The organism is Oligoflexus sp. (assembly GCF_035712445.1).
Classification (GTDB): domain Bacteria; phylum Bdellovibrionota_B; class Oligoflexia; order Oligoflexales; family Oligoflexaceae; genus Oligoflexus.
The window spans coordinates 1-23569 of the sequence record NZ_DASTAT010000073.1 but is presented as its reverse complement, the minus strand read 5'-3'; the positions used below and the strand labels follow the sequence as shown (position 1 = coordinate 23569).

General features: G+C 55.3%; 18 protein-coding genes. 11 read left to right on the top strand and 7 right to left on the bottom strand.

Annotated features, from left to right (window positions below):
* Nucleotides 1–66 precede the first annotated feature (66 nt).
* From VFO10_RS16840 to VFO10_RS16825, 4 genes are all read left to right on the top strand, one after another.
* Nucleotides 67–1809 (top strand): chemotaxis protein CheA, encoded by a 1743-nt coding sequence (locus VFO10_RS16840; RefSeq protein WP_325142239.1) that lies wholly within the window; start codon nt 67–69, stop codon nt 1807–1809.
* Entirely contained in the window at nt 1806–2321 is a 516-nt protein-coding gene (locus VFO10_RS16835) for a chemotaxis protein CheW (RefSeq protein WP_325142237.1), read from the top strand. Before VFO10_RS16840 ends, VFO10_RS16835 begins: the two co-directional genes overlap by 4 nt.
* On the top strand, nt 2321–4321 hold the full coding sequence (locus VFO10_RS16830; protein ID WP_325142235.1) for a chemotaxis protein CheB: 2001 nt from the start codon (nt 2321–2323) through the stop codon (nt 4319–4321). Before VFO10_RS16835 ends, VFO10_RS16830 begins: the two co-directional genes overlap by 1 nt.
* Before the next feature lie 127 nt (nt 4322–4448).
* Nucleotides 4449–5771 carry a PQQ-binding-like beta-propeller repeat protein gene (locus VFO10_RS16825; RefSeq protein WP_325142233.1) on the top strand — a complete coding sequence of 441 codons (1323 nt, stop codon included), beginning with the start codon at nt 4449–4451 and terminating at the stop codon, nt 5769–5771.
* On the opposite strand, the gene VFO10_RS16820 is transcribed toward VFO10_RS16825, so the two are convergent.
* Together VFO10_RS16820 and VFO10_RS16815 are read right to left on the bottom strand one after the other, a co-directional pair.
* Complete coding sequence (locus VFO10_RS16820; RefSeq protein ID WP_325142231.1) at nt 5762–6646, bottom strand: ketopantoate reductase family protein; 885 nt, start codon at nt 6644–6646, stop codon at nt 5762–5764. The genes VFO10_RS16825 and VFO10_RS16820 overlap by 10 nt on opposite strands.
* Nucleotides 6647–6723: 77 nt before the next feature.
* Nucleotides 6724–6951, bottom strand: coding sequence for a hypothetical protein (locus VFO10_RS16815; RefSeq protein WP_325142229.1), 228 nt, complete (start codon nt 6949–6951; stop codon nt 6724–6726).
* Nucleotides 6952–7228: 277 nt separating this feature from the next.
* Here VFO10_RS16815 and VFO10_RS16810 point away from each other — a divergent pair, with 277 nt between their 5' ends.
* The 4 genes from VFO10_RS16810 (at nt 7229) to VFO10_RS16795 (ending at nt 13661) form a co-directional block, all read left to right on the top strand.
* Nucleotides 7229–8257 carry a hypothetical protein gene (locus VFO10_RS16810; protein WP_325142228.1) on the top strand — a complete coding sequence of 343 codons (1029 nt, stop codon included), beginning with the start codon at nt 7229–7231 and terminating at the stop codon, nt 8255–8257.
* A 98-nt stretch (nt 8258–8355) separates the two neighbouring features.
* Nucleotides 8356–11352, top strand: coding sequence for a hypothetical protein (locus VFO10_RS16805; RefSeq protein WP_325142226.1), 2997 nt, complete (start codon nt 8356–8358; stop codon nt 11350–11352).
* 71 nt (nt 11353–11423) lie between these two features.
* Complete coding sequence (locus VFO10_RS16800; RefSeq protein WP_325142224.1) at nt 11424–12206, top strand: RMD1 family protein; 783 nt, start codon at nt 11424–11426, stop codon at nt 12204–12206.
* A 174-nt stretch (nt 12207–12380) separates the two neighbouring features.
* Nucleotides 12381–13661 (top strand): hybrid sensor histidine kinase/response regulator, encoded by a 1281-nt coding sequence (locus tag VFO10_RS16795; protein ID WP_325142222.1) that lies wholly within the window; start codon nt 12381–12383, stop codon nt 13659–13661.
* A 6-nt stretch (nt 13662–13667) separates the two neighbouring features.
* Here the strand turns inward: VFO10_RS16795 and VFO10_RS16790 are convergent, their stop codons facing one another.
* The 4 genes from VFO10_RS16790 to VFO10_RS16775 form a co-directional block, all read right to left on the bottom strand.
* Entirely contained in the window at nt 13668–15035 is a 1368-nt protein-coding gene (locus tag VFO10_RS16790) for a sigma 54-interacting transcriptional regulator (protein ID WP_325142220.1), read from the bottom strand.
* A 59-nt stretch (nt 15036–15094) separates the two neighbouring features.
* Complete coding sequence (locus VFO10_RS16785) at nt 15095–15598, bottom strand: hypothetical protein (protein WP_325142218.1); 504 nt, start codon at nt 15596–15598, stop codon at nt 15095–15097.
* Nucleotides 15595–16446 carry a sensor histidine kinase gene (locus VFO10_RS31460; protein ID WP_414697037.1) on the bottom strand — a complete coding sequence of 284 codons (852 nt, stop codon included), beginning with the start codon at nt 16444–16446 and terminating at the stop codon, nt 15595–15597. The genes VFO10_RS16785 and VFO10_RS31460 overlap by 4 nt, the downstream gene beginning before the upstream one ends.
* An 829-nt stretch (nt 16447–17275) precedes the next feature.
* Entirely contained in the window at nt 17276–18517 is a 1242-nt protein-coding gene (locus VFO10_RS16775) for an MFS transporter (protein WP_325142214.1), read from the bottom strand.
* A gap of 223 nt (nt 18518–18740) precedes the next feature.
* On the opposite strand from VFO10_RS16775, the gene VFO10_RS16770 reads away from it, so the two are divergent.
* The 3 genes from VFO10_RS16770 to VFO10_RS16760 are packed head-to-tail and all read left to right on the top strand — an operon-like array spanning nt 18741 to nt 21880.
* Nucleotides 18741–19988 (top strand): tetratricopeptide repeat protein, encoded by a 1248-nt coding sequence (locus VFO10_RS16770; protein ID WP_325142212.1) that lies wholly within the window; start codon nt 18741–18743, stop codon nt 19986–19988.
* A gap of 3 nt (nt 19989–19991) precedes the next feature.
* On the top strand, nt 19992–20414 hold the full coding sequence (locus VFO10_RS16765) for a response regulator (RefSeq protein ID WP_325142210.1): 423 nt from the start codon (nt 19992–19994) through the stop codon (nt 20412–20414).
* An 11-nt stretch (nt 20415–20425) separates the two neighbouring features.
* Nucleotides 20426–21880 (top strand): hypothetical protein, encoded by a 1455-nt coding sequence (locus VFO10_RS16760; protein WP_325142209.1) that lies wholly within the window; start codon nt 20426–20428, stop codon nt 21878–21880.
* Here VFO10_RS16760 and VFO10_RS16755 read toward each other — a convergent pair whose 3' ends face one another.
* The gene (locus VFO10_RS16755) at nt 21881–23191 is read right to left on the bottom strand and encodes a hypothetical protein (protein ID WP_325142207.1); all 1311 of its coding nucleotides are present in this window, start codon (nt 23189–23191) and stop codon (nt 21881–21883) included.
* Between the last annotated feature and the right edge of the window lie 378 nt (nt 23192–23569).

Here is a 23569-nt window from a genome sequence, read left to right as displayed (position 1 = left end):
GCCCCATTTCCCTCCGCCGATACTTTCCATGTCCGGAAATTTTGAATCCTAGCGGAGGTTCTCAACTTGAGCCAGCTGTTCGACAACTCGGAAATGCAGCAATTGGTCACCACTTTTCTGGCTGAAGCTGATGAATTCATTGAGGAAATGGAAGCAGGCCTTCTGGCATTGGAAGAGAATTCGGACGACAAGGGCCTTATTGATCAGGTCTTTCGCGCGGCCCATAGCCTCAAAGGCAGTTCGATGGCCGTGGGCCTGACCCAGGTCGGTTCATTTACCCATGAACTCGAAGCGCTGCTGCTCGAAGTCAAGGAACACCGCCTGAGCATCAGCCCGGCCGTGATCGGAACCCTCCTGAAATGCAACGATCATGTGAAGACCATGATCGAAGGCCTGAAGAAGGATCTTTCCGCGACCTTTGACTCCACCGGCCTGATCGCCGAAATCAGTAATTTCAAAAGCCAGAAAACAAAGGCGCCCGCTCCGCCGGCAGCCTTCGGCTTCTTCGAAGATGACGACAAAGGCCAGGCGGAAGATGATCCTGATGAGCACGCGACCAAGGATCATCAGAACGAAGCGAATGGTCATAAACAGCCCCATGGCCTTGCCGCGCGCAGCCAGGAACAGATCAAAGTCTCCCAGGAAAAAATTGATCGCCTCGTGAACAACATCGGCGAGATGGCCATACTGCTGACCGTGCTTGAAGAGCAAATCTATCAGGTCGCCGGCACCAAACTGCAGAGCACCGTCAAGCAGCTTTATAAAATCAGCAAGGACGTGCAGGACGTTTCCATTTCCCTGCGCATGCTGCCCGTCAAGCCGGTCTTCCAAAAACTGAAGCGCATCGTTCGCGATGTCTCGACCAAGCTGAATAAAAAGGTCGAGCTGCACCTCATCGGCGAGGATTTCGAGGTCGATAAATCCATACTCGACATGGTCAGCGATCCTCTGGTCCATATCGTTCGGAATGCTGCGGACCACGGCATCGAAACGCCCGCGCAAAGGATCAAGGCCGGCAAGGATCCTTTTGGAACCATCACGCTGGAAGCCTGCCATGAAAATGGCCGTCTTGTATTCTATATCATTGATGATGGCGGCGGGATTGATACCGAGCGCGTGAAAGCCAAGGCTGTGAAGCTTGGCCTCATCGATCCCAAAAAGGACATGCCGCACGATGAAATCGTCAATCTCATCTTCCATCCGGGTTTTTCCACCAAGGATCAGGTGACCGACATCTCCGGTCGTGGCGTCGGCATGGATGTGGTGAAGAATAACATACAAAAAATGTCGGGCGAGATTGATATCAAAACTGAAAAAGGCGTCGGTTCGATGTTCAAGATCACCGTGCCGCAAACCTTCTCGATCATCGACGGCACCGTGGTTCAGGCCGCGAACCAGCGCTATGTCATACCCCTGGCTGATATCCTCGAATCCGTGCGGGTCAGCGAGGGCTCCCTGATTCAATCGACGCCCGTGGGCCAGGTGTTTACGCTGCGCGGCGAAAAGCTCCCGGCCTTCCGTCTGGATGAACTCTTCGATGAGCATCGGGATGGCAATGCCCAGGAACAGATCGCGATGATAGCCCGCACCCAGGACGATACCTTCGCCATCATCGTCGATGAGATTCTGGGTCGTCAGCCGATCGTCATCAAGAATCTGGGCATGGAAATGCAGGACTACAAGGAATTCAGCGGCTCCACCATCCTCGGTGATGGCAAGCCCGCTCTGATCGTGGAATTGAGCAGTCTGATCCGCCGCTCTGCGCATAAGAAAAAGTACGCCGCGATGAAAGAAAGGATGTCAGCATGAGCTTCCTCCGCAACTCCGATGACAAGAAAAACAAACGCGTGCAGGACGTGAACCGATATCTGGAATTCAACCTCGGCGAAGAGCGTTTCGCGATTCCGCTGCTGACCGTCAAGGAAGTGATCGCGGTTCCCGAGACGACCAAGGTGCCCTTCACTCCGGACTATTTTTTAGGAGTGATGAACCTTCGTGGGCAGGTTCTGTCCGTGATCGATCTGCGCCGCCGCATGGGGATCACACCTCGCACCGGCTCCACGGAGACCGCCGTCATCATCACCGACCTTGGCTTCACGCATCTGGGCGTGGTGGTCGACTCGATCAATCGCGTGCTGGCCGTCGAAGGCACTGATTTCGCGCCGCCACCTGAAATCGAGAAGAATTCCAAAACCGATTTCGTGACGGGCTGCTATAAGAGCGATAAGCATCTTGTGCTCTTTTTGGATGTGAACAAGATCCTGGATCGTGAAGAAAAAGAACTCCTGGTTCAATCCACGGAAACATCCCAGGCGGGTTGATGGAAGCGATCGACCTAAAAGATGACAAGGAGGTCTTCGAGGCGATTGCCCGCAAGATCTCCGGAATCACCGGCGTTCAACTTGGCGAGAAGCAGGCGTCGCTGGTCTTCTCGCGCCTCAGCAAGCATCTGCGGAACCTCGGCGGCATCAGCGCCCAGCAGTACTGGGAATACCTCGCCAATCACGAGACCGAAGAAATTCCCGTCCTGATTTCGCTTCTGACCACGCATCATACTTTCTTCTTTCGCGAACTCGTTCACTTTGAGTATCTGGAGCAGGATCTGCCGCGACTCGTCAAGGCGGTCAAGGACAGCGGCCGCACCACCCTGCGCGTCTGGTGCGCGGCCTGCAGTCACGGGCAGGAAGGCTATTCGATTGCCATGTTCCTCGACTACCATCTGAAACAGCTGGGCTCAGGTCTTTCCTATAAGATCACCTTCAGTGACGTGGATCAGGAATCGGTCCGCATTTCCAGCAACGGCATCTATCGCAACGATGAATTGAATCGCGTGCCCCTGACCTACCGTTCGAACCACTGGAGTCGCGGCACGGGCAAGGTCGCGGACTTTTCACGGATCAAAAGCAAGATCAGCCAGAACTGTGAATTCAAGGTGATCAACCTTTTGGAACTCGATCGCCTGCCGGTGCGGGAACCCTTCGACGTGATCTTTGTCCGCAACGTCTTCATCTACTTTACGAGCGCCGAGATCGAACGCATCACCAATAACCTTGTGAAGCACATGGAGCCGCATGCGCTCCTCTTCACCGGCGTATCCGAATCGCTCATGGGCCTTGATATCCCGGTCGATCATATCGGCAAATCCATCTACCAGCTGCGGCAGAAGGATGGCGAAAGTCGAAAACCCAGAGCCGCCTCACCGACTCCGGCCGTCGAGAGTTCGATTCACAGCTGGCTGCGCACCCGGGAGCCAAGCCCTTCTCTCCCGTCGCCAGTCGAAAGGCGGGATGACAGCAAAGCGCATCCGCAGAATGATCGACTGGAACTGCGGGTGGTGACGCTGCAGCGCACTCTTCAGATCGGCTTTCACGTACGGCAGGTGATCAACAATCTTCCCGGCTTTAAATCCGCCGGTTTCGAAGTGATTGCCAGCGCCGAGGAAGCCTATAGCAAGATCCAGCAGAAAAGCGCGGATCTCCTTCTGGTGGAAAGCGGAGTGGCCCGCTATCTTTCGCACATTTTCAGCAAGCGCAATATTCCGACGCTCGTCGTGCCGTCTCCCGACAGCCCGATCAAGCCTCATGAACTTCCCCAGTGGCCGCACGTCAGGTTTCTCGACCAGGATTTAAAGGTCGAGAAAGCCGGACAGCGCGAGGCGCTTGCCCGGGCTCTGGAGCAGCTGGCTAAAATGGAAGTGCATCAACAGACCACGACCTCGACCCAGCTGCCGAACCTCGACAGCAGTTTCGTGGTCGCCATCGGCGCCTCCACCGGCGGCACGGAAGCCCTGAGTAAAATCATCGCCGACCTTCCGTCCAACATGCCGCCTATCATGATCGTGCAGCATATACCCGAAGGCTTCAGCCGCGCCTTTGCCGATCGACTCAATCAGATCTCGCATCTGCGCGTGAAGGAAGCCGCCGATGGTGATGTCCTGGAAACAGGCCAGGTGCTGGTCGCGCCCGGTGATCGGCAGATGACCATCACCGGCCGGCCGGGACATTATAAGGTGCACGTCTACGCCGGTGATAAGGTGAACGGTCATCGCCCTTCGGTGGATGTCCTCTTCCGATCAGTGGCCGAATGCGTCAAGGGTCCGACCCTTGGCTTGATTCTGACCGGCATGGGATCGGATGGTGCGGATGGACTACTTCAGATGCGAAAAAGCGGAGCCATCACCTTCGGCCAGGATGCAAGCACGTCCGTGGTCTATGGCATGCCCAAGGTTGCTCATCAAATCGGAGCGGTCAGCAAAGTTTTGCCGCTGCCCCAGATCGCCAGCGAATTGATCAAAGCATTGACCCTGAAAGAAAAGCCCTGAATTCCCGACCTTTCTGTGTGGGCCCGTGCATGCTCTCACAGTCCTTTCCTTCGGATTTTTCATTGAGTTTGAATCCAGCCTTTGTTAAGGCTGACTCCGCATTCTCATGAGCATGATGGAGGATAACATGCAATTCACAACGGGCCTCGTTTTACTCGCAGGTCTCATCACGAGCGCATCCGGTGACCTCGCGTGGCAGATTGAAGGGCAGCTGTCCGAGGATGCCTGGCATCGTCTTTATCAATGGAAAATCGAAGACACGGGATCGCAACTCGCCCGGATCAACATCCATACGGGCGACGCCCTTTGGACAGTCAGGGGACAGCCCTTCGTGGATTTCAATCGGGACTGCGTGGACGACGATAAGGTTTATGTGCTGAACAAAGACAGCGTTCAAGCGATCGACGTCGCGCAGGGATCGGTGGTGTGGTCGAGCCAGGTGCGGGCGGATTTTTTGCAAAGCGCCGGCTATCTGATCTGCTACCCCATGAGTGAGCAGATCTTTCTCTCCTACTCATTGGATCAGGGGGATCACCATAATCTTGCCGCTCTGCGCAAAGGGGATGGAGCCACCCTTTGGACTCAGACAAGCCCCCGGACGATTCAAACCCTGGGCGCCGACAGTGAGAGGGTTTATGTGAGCGTCATCGAGGGAAGTCAGACGCTGACCCAGGCTCTGGATCAAACACAGGGTCAAACGCTTTGGACGCGGACCGACACCGATATCTTTTATCAGTTTGATGCGTGGCAGCGTCTTCTGCGTGTCGATCAGGACGAAATTCAGCGGGTGGATGGCCGCAGCGGACAGGAGATGTGGCGATTGTCCCTGCCGGGATCCTATCTGAGCACTCACAGTCGGGAGGCTGCGATCTATGTGCAGTCTGATCAGGCCATCGCGCGGATAAACCCGGACACGGGCGCCCATGAATGGGATTATCATTTCGAGCGGACGCCGGAGTCCTTCACCTCGCTGGAGATACTTGCGAACGGTGATGTCCTCGTGCGGGAGATCCGCGATCCTTTACAACAAACACACTTTGAGCTGCGCGAGGCCGCGAACGGGACCGTGCTTTGGGATAGAACCGTTCAGGGTCAGAACACCGTGATCACAGAAGACAGGGCTGGTCATCTCTTTGAGCAGACGCCCGGGAGCCTGAGTCTTCTGAACGAAAAAGGCCAGGCCCTTTGGACTTTCAAGGTTCCCCAGATGAAAGGCAGCACGCCCAGGATCGGCACTGTGCACGGCACCGAACAGCATCTTTTCATCACGCTCTTCGAATCGAAAGGCAAGTATCCGCCGATGACCCTGGCGGCTCTGGACTGGAAAACGGGGGCCATGAAGTGGCTGCATCAGGCCGGTGAACCCCTGACGCTGATGTCCATGGAAAGGCCGGCCCTTATCGTTCTGAACCATATGCTGAGCGGTCGATCCTTTGCACTCTATCCCTGACTTTTGAGTTTGTGATCCAGCGCGAGAAGGATGGGATAGGCGGACGGATCATGAGCCTGATGCACCATGCCTGAGAGCACGGCAGCTTCCGTCGGTCGTCCCAAACGAACATCGGCCGCCATGGAATTTTCATTGTCGGCGGTGTTCGCGATCAGACGCAGAAGATTCTGCCAAAGATCGCGATGAGCCGGTTGCCAGTCAGGCCATAATTCACGCGCAAGCAACAGGACTTCATGGGATAGGGCCTCCAGTTCATCGCGGCCCTCTTCGGCGGCCAGGCCGTTGCGGGCATAGCGATGCACACCAGAAAGCGTATTGAGGCAGGTGTTGAAATACCATTTCTCACGCCTCAGGCGACAGGCCTGCGTGTTCCACTGAAAACCATGAGGTCCAAGTTCGCGAAGGATAAGATCCTCCAAAGCCGTCGGGCTGCGCTCCTCGCCCCAGATCACCTGGCCTTTGGGTCCGATCACATAGGCTCCCGACGCATCGCGTTTGATGCCCCGCGTAACAAGGCCTTTGCGGAATAAAATATTCGGACTCTCGCGACGGAGGGGAATGAGCAGAGGTTCGATGTACCCGTTGCTGAGGATAATGATCTGGGTTCCCGCAGCCTGATCCTGCATCCAGGCCCTGAGTCCATCGACCAGAGCATGAGCCTTGAGGCAGGCGAACCACAGGCGCGGAGGAGGACCTTCAGTGGATAGACGCAAAGCCGCCTCGGGCCCATTCTGAAAAACAATCGGCTGCCCTGCGGACAAAAGGCCGCTGCGACCGCGCATCTGAACCTGAAGACCATGGACCTGATTCAAAAAGAAAGCCAGCATGTGCCCAACAGCACCCGGTCCTAATATCCCAACGCCAGTCTCATCCATTGCCTTGTCCCTTCCCTGCCGATGCACGAGCAGGACAATCAAAACCTTTCCGCAAGGAATCGTCAATGAAAAGAGGATCAGGTTTCAGCTTTGGTCTTCTTGTTGGCGACCTGTATGGCGATAATTTTGGTCAGCTCGGCCGCATCAATCCGGCGAACACGGACAGGGGGGCCATCGATACGGTTGCCGCAGAGGGGACAGGCCATTTGCTTATCACTTACTTTTTCATGCGTCACAAAACTTTTGCACTTGGGACAGACGCGCTGCCGCTGCATAATTTTTTCGCCGGAATAGCTGGTGCTCATGAGCGTCTCCCCCTTTCTCTTACCATGATCGGCAGAATCGTTCATGAACTCGAGCCCTTTCTTCCCGCGAAAAATAGGCTGCGAAGCCCCTTCGCTCCGCCGATCAACCCAGCCAGGCAGTTTTACCTTCAGGAAATATTTTCGACAAGATTTCGGAATTATCGGCCTCATTCGAAGCACTTGCCGGGCCCATCCCGTGAATTTCCCAAGCCCCTGCCTAAGGTTACGGCCGATTCCGCCGAATGGGGTGGCAGAGTCCTTGACTATGGAGAATGGTTTGAAACGCTGTGAAGCACATTGGCTTTTAGCTGCCGGCTTGTCCTTCGGACTGATGTTCGCGGGCCACAGCCAGGCTCAAACATTTGAAGAGGGCTATCAGTCCTACATGCGCAATCAATTCCCGGTCGCGGAGCTGCAATTCCGTTCGGCTGCGAAAAAGGCCAAGACCAAGGAAGATCGCGCATTCATTCAAAAGTTCATCGGCATCTGCCAGTTCATGCGCGGGGATAAGAAATCCGCTGCCAATTCCTTTTTCGAGGCTTTGAATTCCGATCGTAATATTACGATTGATGAAGAGGAAGTCCTCGATCCGGGCGTGGTATCTTTTTTCGCCGTGATCAAAACCCGTTGGCTGAATACGCCCGAGGGTCGAGCCGCGACCGCACCAGCTCCCGCACCTGTCGCCAAAGCTGCTGCGCCACAGCCTGTTGCTGTCGCACAGGTTCCCAAGCCTCCGGTCCAGGAAGCGCCTCCGGCTCCCAAGCCTCTAGCGCAGGAACCGAAAACAGCGCCGGCTCCTGCGGAAAAACCCAAGAAGAAAAAAGCCAAGGACGCGGGCAAAGCCGAAGAAGGCGGCCGCATGATCAGCTGGATGCACTTCATGCCCTTGGGCCTGGGTCAGTTCCATAACGATTCCTATTGGCTCGGATCTGCTTTCGCAGCGGGCCAGGTCTTCGCTTTGTATCAGGTCGTATCTCTGGACAAGCAGATCTCGGATGAAGAAGCGCAGAGTCAGCAGGTGGCCGACAATCCCAATATTCTGCAGGCCGAGAAGGATCAATTCCTACTGGATAATGCGGGATATATAGATGGGCTTAAGAGTGATAAAAGTACCGCAGCGACAACATTCGCAGCGCTTTACGTCGTCAGTGTCGCCCAGGCCCTGATCTTTGCTCCGCGTCATCCCGAGGCGGATGAAGCCGGCCCTGAAACATCCAAGAAACCCAGGAGAAATCCGATCAGTACGGCCTGGATACCAGGCAACTCTGGTGGTACCTATCTTGTCCAACTTCGCCTTAACCTCTAATAAGCTTCAAAGGTTAGCATAAGGATTCTCATGTTTCCCAGATGGGTGCCGATAAACCCAACGGACATGAGAATATCCAGTGTCTTTGAGGAGATAACATGAAGGAGTATAAAGCTCGGGGTATCGTCCGATCCCTCAGCGTGGGCCTGGCCCTCCTTCTGCCAACAGTGGCGATGGCTCAGCAGAAAAAAGCGGCGACTCCCGTCGGAGCCCCTGCGCCTGCAGCAGCGCCTGTGCAGGCAGCCAACGCAGGTCAGCCTTTTGAAGCTGTGATCGTGCATGAGTTTGAATCGCAGATTCAGCAGCTGATGCTGCTCTCTGCTTTTGAACCGGACAGCAAGAAGATAGCGAATCAGGACGATGCCGATCGCCTCTTCAGGAATACCCAAAAGGCGGTGGCCGACAGTTCGGATGAAGGTCCGAGCCTGGCCAATGCCTCGAACCTTGCCAAGGATTCCGCGGCTCTGGTCGGATTCTTTCTGGCCAACTATCAGTCGAAGGACAATCAAACCCGTTTGAAAACAGCCGCGCAATGGCTGCAAAAATTCAGCAGCGCCTATGGCGAGGCCAGCAAAAAGCCTGTGCTGAAGCAGAAAGCCCTTTACTGGGGCGCCCTGGCGAAGTTCATCAACTCCGAGGGTGGTGATGGTATTTCCGACCTTATTCCCCTGCGCGAACAGCTGGCTTCGGAAAAAGAGATCGTGGCCAACATAGATCTTCTCGTCGGCTATTCGATGGCTATTTCACCGGCCACAGCCCAGCAGGGTTTCAATTACATGAACCAGGCCGGCAAGGATATTTCCGTCTACGGCAAGCTTGGTCAGAAGCTGACGGAAGCTTATGTGGATTATGGTCTGGATGCCGAAGGCAACCCCATCGGCGTGTCCAAGCCCGGTGCGGATGCAAAGATCACGTATGCGATTCAGGTCGCGCGCGGCATGCCCGTGGGCCTGCAGCATCTGGTTATGAATACCTCCATCTATATCTGGACTCATGCTGCGGTCAACAAGGGGCAGAAGACGCCGAATTTCCTGAGCGAAGGATTCTCCGGCGTGATTCCGGTCGAAGCCCTGCGCGAGCAGGATGCCCTGGCCCAATTGAAAGCACAGAACTATAAGCAGGCCTCGACGCTTTACCGCACGATCGCCAATGCCTTCGGTTCGACCGAACTGGCGGCGAAACTCGATGGCCGCATCTGGGACATCGAACTTTTGAATTTTCAAAAGACCGGCGCCATCGCGGACCTTGAAACCACTTTCATGAGTCTTCGGGACCGTTATAAGGACAAGAAAAAACCAGCCGACGCGGACACGCCGACCTATGCTTCGATTGCCGAGGCCTATCGAAAAGTCCTGGATCAGCAGCTGAATTCCGCCTTGAGTGCGAACGCGCAGCCTCCCTTGAAGCAGACCGCGATTCAAACCACGATGCGCTATGTGAAGATCGATGCCGATCGGCAGCAGGTCTATCCCCTGAAAGCCAAGGTCGCTCAGCTCTATCGCAGCCTGAATATGTATAAGGAAGCGGTGGACCTTTATCTCGATATCGCCAAAGAAAACCCCATGAAGAACTATCTTCTGGCGGTCGAAGCGCAGAGCAAGCTCGCAGCCTGGCCCACCCAGCCGAACTTTGACAAGGCCGGCGCCGGTGATGCCAATGAACGCACGAAACTCCTGAGCATCTTCGAAACGATTTCACAGCTGAAAAGAGATGAAGACTGGTTCATGCTCGCGCATATCGGTCTTTTGAATCGCGCCCTCGGCCAGAATAAAAAGGCCGAAGACCTTTGGCTCAAGGCCCTGAAAGCGAACATGGCCTCGAAGCTGGCCATGGAAGCCGGCGGACTTCTGCTCACCGAATTCTATAGCGCCAAACGCTGGGTGGACGTCGTGGACCTGAGCCACATGTTTGCGGCGAAAAAAGCCGTCCCGACCGGCAAAGGCAAAGCCATCAGCTACCAGCCCTGGCTGGCGGACGCTCTTTACAACGGCGGCCTTGCCGATCTGCAGGCGCAGAACTTCCCGCGCTCGGTGAAGTATCTTGAGGAATTCGTCCAGGCCTTCCCGAACGATGGCCGGGTTCCTGCGGGCACATACTCCCTGGCCTTTGGTTACAAGGGCTCGGGCAAGATGGTCGCGGCTTTGAATGCCTGCAAGATCGTGGTCGAAAAATACACCAAATACAATCTGCGGCCCAAGGTCATGCTGCAGGCTGCGGAATGGGGTTCTGCGGATAAGAACACCTGGGAATACGCTTTCTTCTTTTACACCAAATATTTGACAGATTACAAAAATGAGAAGAATGTCCCTGATATTCGCAATACCTTGGCTGATCTTTATCTGAAACGAAAGCTCTATGGCTGGGCGGCTCGTCTTTATAAAGAGCAGAGCCTTGCCCCGAATGTGACCAAGGAGCAGCAGCTGGCGGCCGCGGTGAAATACATGGATATCGAAGAGCAGTATGGCGAACCCAAAGACGCCTATGCCGGTGCCATGCGCATCACGCAACTGGCGGGCCCCAAGGATCCTGCCGCCCTGCACGCTCTGGCCTTCATGGGCCGCTTTGTGGCCAATGGCAAGGACCTCAAGGGCATGGCCGAAATCGAACCGAAGCTTTTAAGCTATAATAAGCAGAGCAAGGAAGTGCAGGAGGCCGCGGGTTTCCTTCGCTTCCGTCGCGCGGAAATGCAGACGCGGCAGATCGTTTATACGGAAAACAACCTTCTGATCAAAGATCCTGAGGCGGTCGTGAAAAAGTACTTCGATATTTTCGAAGGCGAAAAGCAGCACTATCTGAAAGTCTGCCAGCTCGGGATCACCGCCTTCTGCGCCCCGGCCTTCCTGCGACTGACCACCGTGGCCCGTCAAGGCATGGAGGCCATTGACAAGGTGACCATCGCGGAAACGCTGGGTCCCAATCGGGTCAATAGCTTCAAGGTCTTCAAGCAGCTGCATATGAGCAAGGTGCAGCAGGCCCGCAAGGACTTCATCGACCAGGCGTTGAAGCTGGCCAAGGCCGGAACCACGACGCCGATCTGGAAAGATGAAATCATCAAGACGCTGGAATATGAAGACAAAACCGACGTAGCGCACTGAGCATTGTCGCCTACCCGCTGTCCGTACTAGAATAAAAGGGCAGCGGCCCCCTCTGCGACAAGGATGTTCTGATGCAGCCCAAGACTCATTCCCTGCGTTCCTATGCGTTTTCCCAAAGTATTGACATGGTGGAGCTGGCCCGCAAATACACGAGCTCCCAGTCGTCCATCGACCCCAAGGCTTCACTCAGCGCGAAGATCGGCGAGGATGGGCACGTCTTCATTTTCAATCATGGTTCGGTGGTCTTTTGGAATGTGCCGGCCGAGGTGCAGCAGGAGGGGCTGAATCAGCTGCTGGGCCTGGATCCTGTGCCCACCTTGAAACCGATCAGCGATACCTTCGTCGTCCTCGAACAGGCCGGCCCCGTGCAGGTGGAATTCAATCGCCTCATCATTGATCGCCTCAATCCCGATCGCATGGAGGTGATCGCCTCGACGCTGGCGCAGAGCACATCCATGGAATACTACGAATCGCTGGTCGAGGAAGCCTGGAAACAGGTGGATGAAATGCTGATTGCCATGCGTCACAGCGGAACCAACCGCTGGTTCCTGGGACCTGTGAACCGCCGCATTGCCGAGGCTTTGACGCTGCGCAGCTCGGTTGTCCGCGTCCTTCACCTTTTGGACAAGCCGGATCTGATTTGGGAAGACAAGATCATGGACGAAATCTATGGCGACCTGCGGGCCATGTTTGACCTGCCCGAAAGGTTCCAGGCTCTGGAATACAAGCTGCAGCTCATCCAGCAGACGCTTGAAGTTCTGGTGGAGGCCATCCGCGATCGACGCCTTTACTGGCTGGAATTGACAATCGTCCTTTTGATCCTGTTCGAGATCATCATGACTTTTGTTAAGTAGCCGTCCCGACTCTCTCTTCCCGACTTATGAGGGATAATACGAAGTCCGCAATTTGCCCTCCTTCCATGGACGCCCCTGTTTTCCTGCTCTATAATGGGAAGGATAGGGGCATGCCTCGTCTTGGCGGAATTCTCCGTAAGCTGCTTGCCTGTAACTGCCTTGAGGATCTGAGGAATGGAAGAAACGCGCGTCGTGATCATCGACGATGTTGAAGAGATCCACAACAATATCCGCACCATTTTTCAGTCCAGGAAGAACGATCTTCTGGATGCCTTGAAACAGGATCTGTTTGGGCCCTCGTCCACCAATCAGAATCTGAAGAAGGAATTGAATCTGACTTTCGATTCCGCGTTTCAGGGGCAGGAAGGCTATGAGCTCGTGAAAAAATCGGTGGCGATGGGCAAACCCTATTCCGTCGCCATCGTCGACATGCGTATGCCTCCGGGTTGGGACGGTCTGCAGACGATCCGCAAGATTCGCGAAGTCGATCAGGATATCGAGATCGTGATCTGCTCGGCCTATTCCGATTATTCGTGGCATGATATCGCGCACGAGCTGGGTGTGAATGATAAGTACCTCTTCCTCTCGAAGCCTTTTGAAGTGACCGAGATGAAGCAGATGGTCATCAACCTTGCCGAAAAATGGTGGCTCAACACCAAAAACAAAATCTACGTCGAAGAGCTGCGCAAAGCGCGCGAGACAGCCGAGGCCTCGGATCGCGCCAAGCAGGAATTTCTGAGCATCATCGGCCATGAGCTGCGGACGCCTTTGAATGTGATCCTGATGACGCTGGAGGATCTGCTCGATAGCCAGAACGATAAGGAAGCGCTGAAGATCATCCGCAACTCGCATAATTCCACGCGGCATCTGTCGCGCCTGATCGAGGACATCCTGATCTATACCGAGATGGATAAGAATGATTTCCGTTTCGCGGCCAAGCCCTTTACGCTGAAAAGTCTGCTCGAAACCTGCCGGACGCACTTCCAGCCGCTCTGCGACGAGAAGAAGCTGACCCTTTCCATCAAAGCCGATCAGGACATCCCGCAGAATTTCATCGGTGATGTGGACCGCATTCATAATGTGATGTTCCAGCTTCTTTCGAACGCCGTGCAGTTCACCGACAAGGGTTCGGTGAGCCTGGAGGTGCAGATTGATGCGAACTTTCATAAGAGCACGGTTCTGGATGTGCTCGCGCTCCGCTTTCATTTCACCGACACCGGCATCGGCATGAACGAGGAGCAGCTGGCCCACTGCTTTGATCTTTTCTATCAGGGCGATGATCCCCGGCATCACAGCCGCACCGGATCAGGCCTGGGCCTTAGCCTTTGCCGCAAAATAGTTCTGGCTTTGGGTGGGACGATCAAGATGGAATCGAAGCAGGGTCAGGGCACACGCGCGCATGTGACCCTGCCTTTGAAACTTGATGGTGGAGCGAAGATGCGGGTGACGGCTTAAGAAGCCTTACTCCACCGTTTCCTCTTCACGGCGGCCCATCTTGAACATCGACGCCTGAAGATTGTGCCGCGCCATCAGCTTATAGAAGTCCGTGCGATTCCGTTTTGCGGCGCGCGCGGCCTTGCTGACATTTCCATGCGTCTTCTTCAAAGTCTCGATCAGATAATCGCGTTCAAATTGATTCTTGGCTTCCGCCAGGGACGGCGTCTCCAGCGCCTCGCTGCCTATGCACCAGCGCACGTGGGCGGCTGAGATGATCGGGCCTGGGGACAGGATCACCATTTTCTCCACCGCGTTATAAAGCTGGCGAACGTTGCCGGGCCACTCCGCAGCCGTAAGGAGTTCCATGGCCCCCGCCGCAAACGCGCGAACGCCTGGCTTTTGCTTCGAGGCGACGTCACGCAGGAAGCTTTCAGCGAGGAGCGGGATGTCCTCACGGCGATCCCGGAGGGGTGGCAAACTGAAATGAATGACGTTGAGTCGGTAGTAAAGATCCTCACGAAAATGCTTATCGAGGATCATTTGAGGCAATTCACGATGTGTCGCTGATATGATACGCACGTCAATAGGAATGGTTTGAGTGCTGCCAACTGGACGGATTGTTTTCTCTTCCAAAACCCGCAGCAGTTTCACCTGCAATGCCAGAGGCATATCACCGATTTCGTCGAGGAAGAGCGTTCCACCCTTGGCGGCCTGGAATAAACCGGGGTGATCCTTGTTGGCGCCCGTAAACGAACCGCGGACATGACCAAAGAGCTCTGATTCCAGGAGTTCTGCAGGGATCGCACCGCAGTTGATCGCGATAAACGGCCCCTGTGCGCGACTGCTGACAGAGTGAATGGCGCGGGCGAAGAGCTCCTTGCCACTGCCGCTCTCACCTGTGATCAAAACGCTGGCCTCCGAGGGCGCCACGAGTTTGAGTTGTTCAAAGAGTTCCAGCATGCGTGGGCTGCGGGTTACAAAGCCCGACTCCGAATCCACGCGCAGGCTTTCGGGCAAACGCCCCTTCTGCTCCAGGGCTTTGTGGATCAGTTCCAGCAGCTGAGCCCGGTCAATTGGTTTTGGCAAAAACGAGAAAACACCCTGTTGCGTGGCGGCGACAGCCTCGGGAATACTCCCATGGGCCGTGATCATAATGACGGGCACAAAGGGCATGAGCTTATGGATCTTTTCATAAAGCTCCATGCCATCCATCACGTCCATGCGCAGATCACTGATCACCAGATCCGGCAAAAAGCCTTCAATTTTCTGCAAACATTCCCGACCGCTATAGGCCGTTTCCACAGCAAAACCTTCGGCACTCAAACGCATCGAAAGGAGTGTAAGAAATCCTTGGTCATCGTCGACCAGCAAAATCCGAGCTGCCTCGCTCATGGAAGTCTCCTACCAGGTCAGTGTAAAAACCAGATCATTACAAGTTGCATGCCACTGTCCTAGGGCCGTGCTATATCCGTCTTTTTGCTGCGCTCGCTGATATCGCGTTCGATGTCAGAAAGGGCTTTCAGTTTCTTTTCGAGTTCCGTGCGCTGGCGCTTTTCCTCGGCCAGTTCCTTGTCGAGTTGAACCAGAGCACCGACTTGCTGTCCATAGAGGCGCAGCCAGGCCTTCAGATCACTGTTGCCCTGAATGCGCCCAGTTGCCGCGCCAAGGATTTCCGAGGCCTTCTGATAATTATGCGCCTTCAATGATTGCACGTTGTTGGCAAGCGAAAGGCGCAGTTCGTCATCCCAACTTGGATCCTTGATCCGCTTCAGGCGATCGTATTCGTTTTTTAATTCCTTGGGGCTAAGGGCTTCCAAATTATTGACGTAGTCAACCCAAATGGAAACGTCCGAGCGGAATATCGGCTGAGGCAGGGGTCGTGGGCCGTCGCCGCCCTTATGCACACATGACATAAGGCAAAAGCAACCAGCCAGGAAGAGGAACGTTGTTCTCATGTAATGTCCTGTGCCTCCGTCCAGGGGCGAGGTGATCTGTCGCTTTTCTGCGACAGCGCCGGAGAGTCCTGACGCAAAACCTGGGGCAGGTGAATTTCAAAACAAGCCCCCTTGTCGGCATCGACGATCAGGAGTTCGCCTCCGTGCGTGTTGACGCATTCCCGGGCTACGGAGAGTCCCAGCCCGGTGCCCTTCAGTGGTCCATCGCGCGTCGCTTTGCCTTGATAGAACGGCAGAAAGACTTTCTCCCGTTCGTCGCGCGAGATGCCGGGACCTTCATCCCGCACCACGATCACGAGGTCATCGTCACGCCGATACCAGCGCACGATGATGCGGCCCCCGGCTGGGGAAAAATTGAGGGCATTGGAAAGCAGATTATCAATGGCGGCGCTGAGCACCGACTTATCCACCGCGACGTTCAAAGGATCACCGATCAGCTCGAATTGTATGCCTTTGCGTGATGCGGGCAGCTGATGCATGCGCACCAGATTGCTGATCAGATCCTTCAGAACGATCGGCGAGCGCATCAGGGCCTTGTTGCCCCTGAGAAGGTTGAAGTCGAGCAGGTTATTGATCAGCTTTTGAAAGTGCAGAAGGCCGCTCTGGAGGATATCGAGGACCTCGCGCTGCTTGGGATTGATGGGTCCGGGGATGCCATCGGCCAAAAGCTCGATGCCTTCCTTGATGGAAGCGAGGGGGGTTTTGAGTTCATGCGAAATATGCCGCAAAAAGCGCTCCTGCGAAGCCTCCGAATCCTTGAGCCGTTGGCCGAGCCAGGTCAAACGCTTGGCCACGATGGAAAGATCGCGCGGGCCTCTTAAATCCACATGACTGGGATAATGGCCCATACCAATCTGTTTGATAGTGGCATCAATGGTCTTGATCGGTCGAGTGATCAAAACGGAAAAGAACGCGACCAGGAGCAAGGTCCCCGGCAGGACCGTGAGGCCCATAATCAAAAGCCGCGACTGCGTGGTTTCCGCGAGTTTCTTCGCCGATTCCACCTTGTGCTTCAGATCCTCTTCAATCGCCGTTCGCAGACGCTCGACGGCGCTGCGCATCTCGGGGATCAGCTGCAGCGCTTCGAACACCGCATCCCCATCCGAGGCCCCGGCGTTGAGGCCCGTGCGCATCTCTTTGACGAGTTCTTCCAGACGATTGGCATGGACCACGACATCATTATCGCGATGCAGGGCGCGCAGACGGTCCAGATTTTCCAAAACCTTGTCCACTTCGCCATTGAAGACGGACAGAAGATTCCCATCCGCCAGCAGATGATACTGCCGCGCGAGGCGTTCCAAATCGAGAAGACTCTTGGCGAGGTTCTGGGATGTTTCGGCGGCATCGGCCGCCGTGACGAGATGATCACGATGATTGCGGGCCATGGAACTCAGCGCGTTCGCTCCATAGAACAAAGCCGCCAGCACGGGCAAGAGAACAACAAGAAACCCGAGCAGCACCATTTGTCGAATGGACCTGGCTTGATATACAGGCATGGCAACTCCCGCTCAACATGACAAGACCGACTTACTCGTCTAGCAGCTGAACGCAAAAAAACCAAGGTCCTATTGAATATTTGCAGGCGAATCAGAGTTAAGTTGCGTGCGATTCAAGACCGCAGCAATACTTTATTGACGCGCTTTTTGCTGATGACTAGTACATAAGGACGGTCTTTTCTTAAGACGAAAGCCTTGAGTCTTTCTCTTTGTCCCGGGAATCCGGGGCTGGCATGACGACCATGTCCACATTGGTGCCAGCTGCGTGCAAACGCAGATTGCGAAGGCTCAGCATGACGCTCACGCTGCAAAGGAAACTCACCAGCGCAGCCGTGAGAAAGAGGCCTTCGTACCCATACGGTTCCAGGAGCTGCTGACTCCAGAGCGGCACCGAGAATTGTCCGAGATAGTTCGCAGTCGTAAGCAAGCCCATGGCCCGACCGCGATAGCTCGGTGATGTGAGTTCCGCGATCCAGGCGCTGATGCTGGGACCTATGCTGCCGATGCCGCAGCCGATGGCCGCCATTCCACCTGCCAGCACAAGGCGCCGCGTCCAGAGGCTCAGCATCAGAAAGCCAATGGTCATCGATAGAAAGCCGAGGGTGAGGATCGTCTTCTGCGTCCAGCGTCCCTTCAGAAAGGCGAAGCTGAGCGAGGTCAACGAACTCGCGCCGGTCAGCACACTTAAAAGGATGGCCGTCGAGGTCGGACCGATGCCGAGCTTATGTCCGAAATAAAAGGGCGCCTGAATCGGCACGACCACAAAGAGCCCCATGGCCGCGAAGGAAAAAAATCCGATGATGAAAGCCTGTGGCGAGATGGGCCCTTTGGATTCCGGTACCGCGTTCTCTTCGGCCTGGACTTTGATCGTTTCCGGGAGCCAAAGCCAGACCAAGGGCAAAAGCGGAAGCGCGGCTAAAAACAAGGCAAAGGGATAGCGCCAGCTGGTTTCCGCCAGCCAGCCCGAGGCCGTCTGTGCAAAAATTCCCCAGCCGCCCATGATCCCGGCCTGCAGACCCATCTTGCTGCGCAGATGCTTCGGCTCGAAAAAATCGGCAAGGAGAGTCGCGGTTGCCGTCATGATACCGGCCACGGCAAAACCAAAAATAAACCGCGCCCCGATCAGCCACTGAATATCCTGCGTCCAAAGCCCATACGATCCAAAGAGGGCAAAGATCATAAGGCTCACCGCCAGCACACTGCGGCGACCCAAACGATCCAAAAGATAACCGGCCAGAAGCGCCCCCATGGCGATGGACAGGGCCGGGGCCGTCAGCACCAGGCGCGACAGGACATCAATCTGGGGCACATCACGAAAGGCCCGATGAAGTCCAGGCAAAATCGGAGCAAGGCTGGCGGTTGTCATCACCGGCAGGGTTCCGCACATCAGGAGCAAGGTGAACTGGCGACGCGAGGGCAGCATAGAGGCGTTCCTTTGAGCAATCGTAATCATCTTAGCATGGAATAGGGCGCCCGATCCGCTGCTGCTCAAGGATCACGTTTATTTCCTGATAACGAAAAACTTTTCTGCGACTTTCTCATTTTATCCAAAGCGCTGGGCTTCCCGGGTTCACGTTTCGTGCTTTTGGCCCAGGAGTAGGTTAAAATGAAGGCAAAGACTCTGGGCTTTCACCGAAAGAGACAGCATGAGCACGATTCACCTGATCCATCACAGCGATGACCTGGTCCAGGCACTGAACGGCTATAAGAAGCTGCTGGGGTGGCCGCACGATTGGAAGGTTCCGCAGAAAAACGAGACGCCTTCCCTCGATCTGCACGATTTCTACATCGTCTATAACCGCGATCCCGAGAAGCTCGATGGCCTGAAAGCCGCGCAGCATCTTCGCAGCAATCCGGAAACCTTTGCCGTGCCGATACTCTTCATCTCCGACAAGCTTTCCGACTATGCGCAGCTGCTCTTCGATGATCTCGATTTCGTCTGGCTCTGCGAGCAGCCGTTCCATAGCCGCCGCTTCTTCGATACCGTGGCCAAGGTGCAGACCTACATGGCCTCGAACATCAGCTTTCTGAGGCAGGCCAACGAAACCTTCAATGCCCTGGCCTCTGGACAGTTCACCCAGGCGAAAAAAGCCCTGAATGTCATGGCCGATCGCTTCCAGAATTCGCTGCGCTTTCATATCTGGTCGGCTCAGGTGCATCTGGGCCTCAAGGAGTTGGATCGCGCCCTGGACGCCGCGCTCTTGGCCCAGAAAATGCGCCCCAAATCGCTGGAGGTTTCCAACCTCCTCGCCTCGATCTACTATAAAAAAGGCGACACTGAAAACTATAATGCCATCGTTCAACAGACCCTGCGTCTGGCGGAAATCCATCTGCAAAACCTTCTGCACTGGGGCGACGTCTACCTGGAGCAGGGAAATGTGGAGCGCTCCATCACCGCCTTCGAAGCCGCGCTGGAAAAAGAGCCGGAAAATCAGAGGGCGAAGCAGGGAATCCTGGCCGCGAACCTGGTCGAAGGCCGCACCAATATCGCCGGCACGGCCGAGATCGCCTCGGCCCAGTCGATGGAAATCGCCCGGATGTTCAATCTGAAAGGCATATCCATGGCTGAGTCCGGACACTTCCGCACGGCCGAGCGCCTTTATAATAATGCCATGAAAATACTCCCGAACAAGGAAATCGCCTATAAGCTCTGGCTGAACCTCGGCCTTTGCATGAAGAAAAAAGGCGATCTGCCGGCCGCCCTCGCCTACTTCGAAAAATGCCAGGAATTGGCGCCGCCTCATTATAAAAGGGCCGAAGCCCAGATCCTCGCCTTGAAGGATGAGCTGAAGAAGGAAGAGAGTTCGAAGGACTTCAGCCGCATCAAAGACCGCGTGATTCGCCAGGGCGATGTCCTGAACTATAAGAAAATTCAAAGCCAAAAAGGGGCCTGAGAGATGCTGAACCCTCCCCATAAAGTCGTCATCGTCGACGACGAGGAAGAAGTTCTGGAAGTGATCGCCGAAGTCGTGAAGCGACTCTTCGGTGACCTCGTGGAAGTCGTGACGTTCTCGTCCTCCCAGGAAACCTGGGAATACGTGCAGCATAACGAAGTCCGCCTCGTGCTGTCGGACCTTCACCTGCCGAACATCCATGGCCTTGATCTTGTGCGGCAGATCATTGGCCTCAATCGCGGCATCCAGGTCGTCGCCATCACCGGCGATCGTTCGTGCAGCGCGGCCTTTGAATGCTTTATGAATGGCGTGCACGGTTACATCACCAAACCCGCCACCATGCAGAAGATTCAGGATACGGTCGGCCAATGCCTGAGTCACCTCGACTATTGGAAGCGGATCATCGAATCCATGCAGGAAATCTAAGGAGAATACGCGTGGCGAAGACGATACTCATTCTGCGTCCATCCAAGGACATGGCGGCGGCTGCCATGACGGCCGTGGAACGTTTTCAGAAAGTGTCCGGGATGGAACTGACTGTGTATCGGCAGAATATCAACCAGGCCGCCGATGCCATCGAAGCCGGAAAGATTGATATCATCTTCACCGCCACCACCATGGAACGCTCCGAGGCCAATGTCTTCATCGGCTGCCTCGAAAGATCGAAGAGCTTTCCCTTCATCATCGCCTCGCCGGATAACGCCGAGAAACTGATGAGCGCGATTCCCGCTGATAAGCTCTGCAAGGCCAAGAATGACTTCAGCCTGGAATTCATCTTCGCCTGCCTCAGGAATCTTTTGACGCCATCCAACTACAAACTGGATGCCCGCTATTTCAAAAGCATCCTGACCAGCGTGATGAACGTGGTGCACCGCAACACCCAGCTGACCCTCGTGCCATCCCAGGTCACCGAAGTCAAAGCCGAGGAATCCACGGAAACCATCGCCGCAGTCATGACCTTCTATGGTGATGGCATCTATGGATCCCTGACCCTGCTTACCAATGAAAGCGTCCTGAAGAAATTCGGTCAGACCATCCTCTTCCTGCCGCCCGAGCAGGTGGATCGCGAGCTGGGCATGGACCTGCTCGCCGAGATCACCAATCAGATCATGGGCGTCATGCGGAACGAGCTGCGGGACTTCGGCTGGACGCTCAAGACCTCGCTGCAGATCGTGCATAGCGGGGATCATTTCCTGAACAAGGACACCGCGCCGGGCGCCTCGTTCAAATTGCCCTTCAAACTCGACAACGAGAAATTTGATCTTGTGCTCCGCTACACCACCTACCAGGTTTCGATGCAGGAAATTGAAATCAACATGGACAACCGCATGGCCCACATCATGGACGTGCGGCTTCTGAACCTTGCTATGGATGTCTGCCAGAGCACGCTCCGCGGCTCCTTCGGGGTCGATGCGCGGCGACAGGGCATCCATGCGGCCATGACCAAGCCTCATCCCACCGAAGCTGTTTACGTCTTCCACGCCGGCGGATGGCAGGGAGAATACACGCTGGCCATCGAGATGGATTATGCGACCGCCCAGCTTTTGGCCAAGCGGGTGAAAAAGCAGGACGGTGAAGATCTGGAGGATTCCGAGACGCAGATTCGGGTCTTCAGCACCATGATTCAAAAAATGGGGCAGGAATTCAATCGACTGAGCAAGCAGTTCGGGTATAGCTTCGAGCAGGTCTACAGCGGAGCGGCCTTCTCGGATTCAGCGTTTCACAGTCTGATTCGGAGCCCGGGCTACTTTCTTCAGGTGCCCTTTGTCATCGGCGCCAGCCGCATCGTCCTCTGCCTCGGTATCCGCAGTGACTATGCAGCGCCTCTCTTCGATGCCTGGCCTTTGGTCGCGACCATGCCGGGCTTCACCCAGGAGCCGGCGGCCTCCTGATCATTCGACGATGACGAAATCGCCTGGCTTCACGGGATAATCAATTAGAAATTCCTTGATGCGCCCCGGATAATACTGAGCCGAAGGCGCGGCCACCTTGAACAGTCCGACCTCGCGGATTGAGAGCCCCACGGTGCGGGAATTTTCAGGACTGACGACGGGCTCGAAGCGATAGAGCGAGTAAGTCTGCCCGTCCATCATCTCCATATCGTCCGAACGCACAAAGGCCCAGTTCCCCCCGGTGACGAAGGTCACCTGCGGATAAACCGCCGTTCCATCCATGCGCGGCTGATACTGCGTGCGAATTTCGTCGATGACGTTGTCCATCTGTTTGCCCGCTTTGCCGAAGCGCGCCTGCTTGAAATGATCCATGGCCTGAAAGATTTCACCCGAGCGTTCATAATGAACGCCGAGGTTATGATGGGCCACGACGTTCCTTTTATCCTTGAGGAGCACATTGCTCCACTTGGTGGCTGCCAGAGCCCAGCGATTTTCATCCGCCAGGTCCACGCCTTCGTTGATCTGCTCGCCCTCGGCATTGGGATTTTTCACATAATAGAGTTTGCGCGTCACCTGATCCTTGGCGGGACAGGCATAGAACATGATCTCTTCCATCACCGAACGCTGGATGAGTTCGGTGAACTTGGGTTTTTTCAGCGTGGGTTTGCGCGAATAGTTGAGAAGCGTCGAGTTATTCGTCACGATGCGGTCATGCACGATCTTGCCTGCGACGCGATTATACATCACGAAGCGCACGATATACTGAAGCTTCTCGGCCCGCACGTAGGTATCGCGTTTGCGGAGCGTCCATTTCGGGGCCACCTCGGGTCTTTTGGGAAAACCCAGCGTTCCGACGGCTGGAATCCCAAAGGATGGATACCAGTCATTGGCCGACTGATCGGCGAGCACAAAGGCCTGGCTTTTTTCGAGCTGGGATGATTCGGAGTTGTCTTCGATCTGAATGCTCATGATGCCCTGCGAGAGCTGCGCCTGCTGCGAGCGTTTGATCAGAGCATCAAAATAATCCTTGGGATTGCTGCCGCTGACCCGTACGGGTTTATCCATGGCGGCCACATCCGTGAACAGAGGACAGGCTTTCAGACCCTTCATCACCTCGTCACGCAGGACGGGATCCATCTTGCTGTCTATACCCACAGCGAGTTTGGTGAGTTCTGTATAGGCTTCGACAGGCGAAATCATCTGGGGATACTGAACTTCCAGAAGATCCTTGCTACATGCTGTCAGGCTCAGGACGACACCGCCCAGAACCCAGGTTTTTAGCCTGTCTTGCGCCCCGCGAAACTTCAGCATGCCAACCCCTCTAACGAAAAATACGATGGGACACTCTGATACTAGCAGGTTTCCAGGGCAAGTTAAGAGGGCAAGCCTTGCCGCGCGCGCAGGAGTGCCGGGTATAACAGAACTTCCTGACATTCGTTGGGAAAGACTCAAAAATCTCCATTCAATCTGCGGGAGCATCAGACCGAAGAGAACCTTGCGAATTTATTCTGGAGTCTCGGACCATTTTGGGTATTTTACGTAAAAGCGGCTTTCTCCTCATGCTTCTCGCCTGTCTCGGCGGCTGCGTCCGGCCCTTTCACGCCCGCGACTACCAGCTGCAAAAAGGCTCGATGGATCTGCGGAATTGGGATGATAAAAACGGGTCCCAGCGGGTGGAATTGCGTGGCG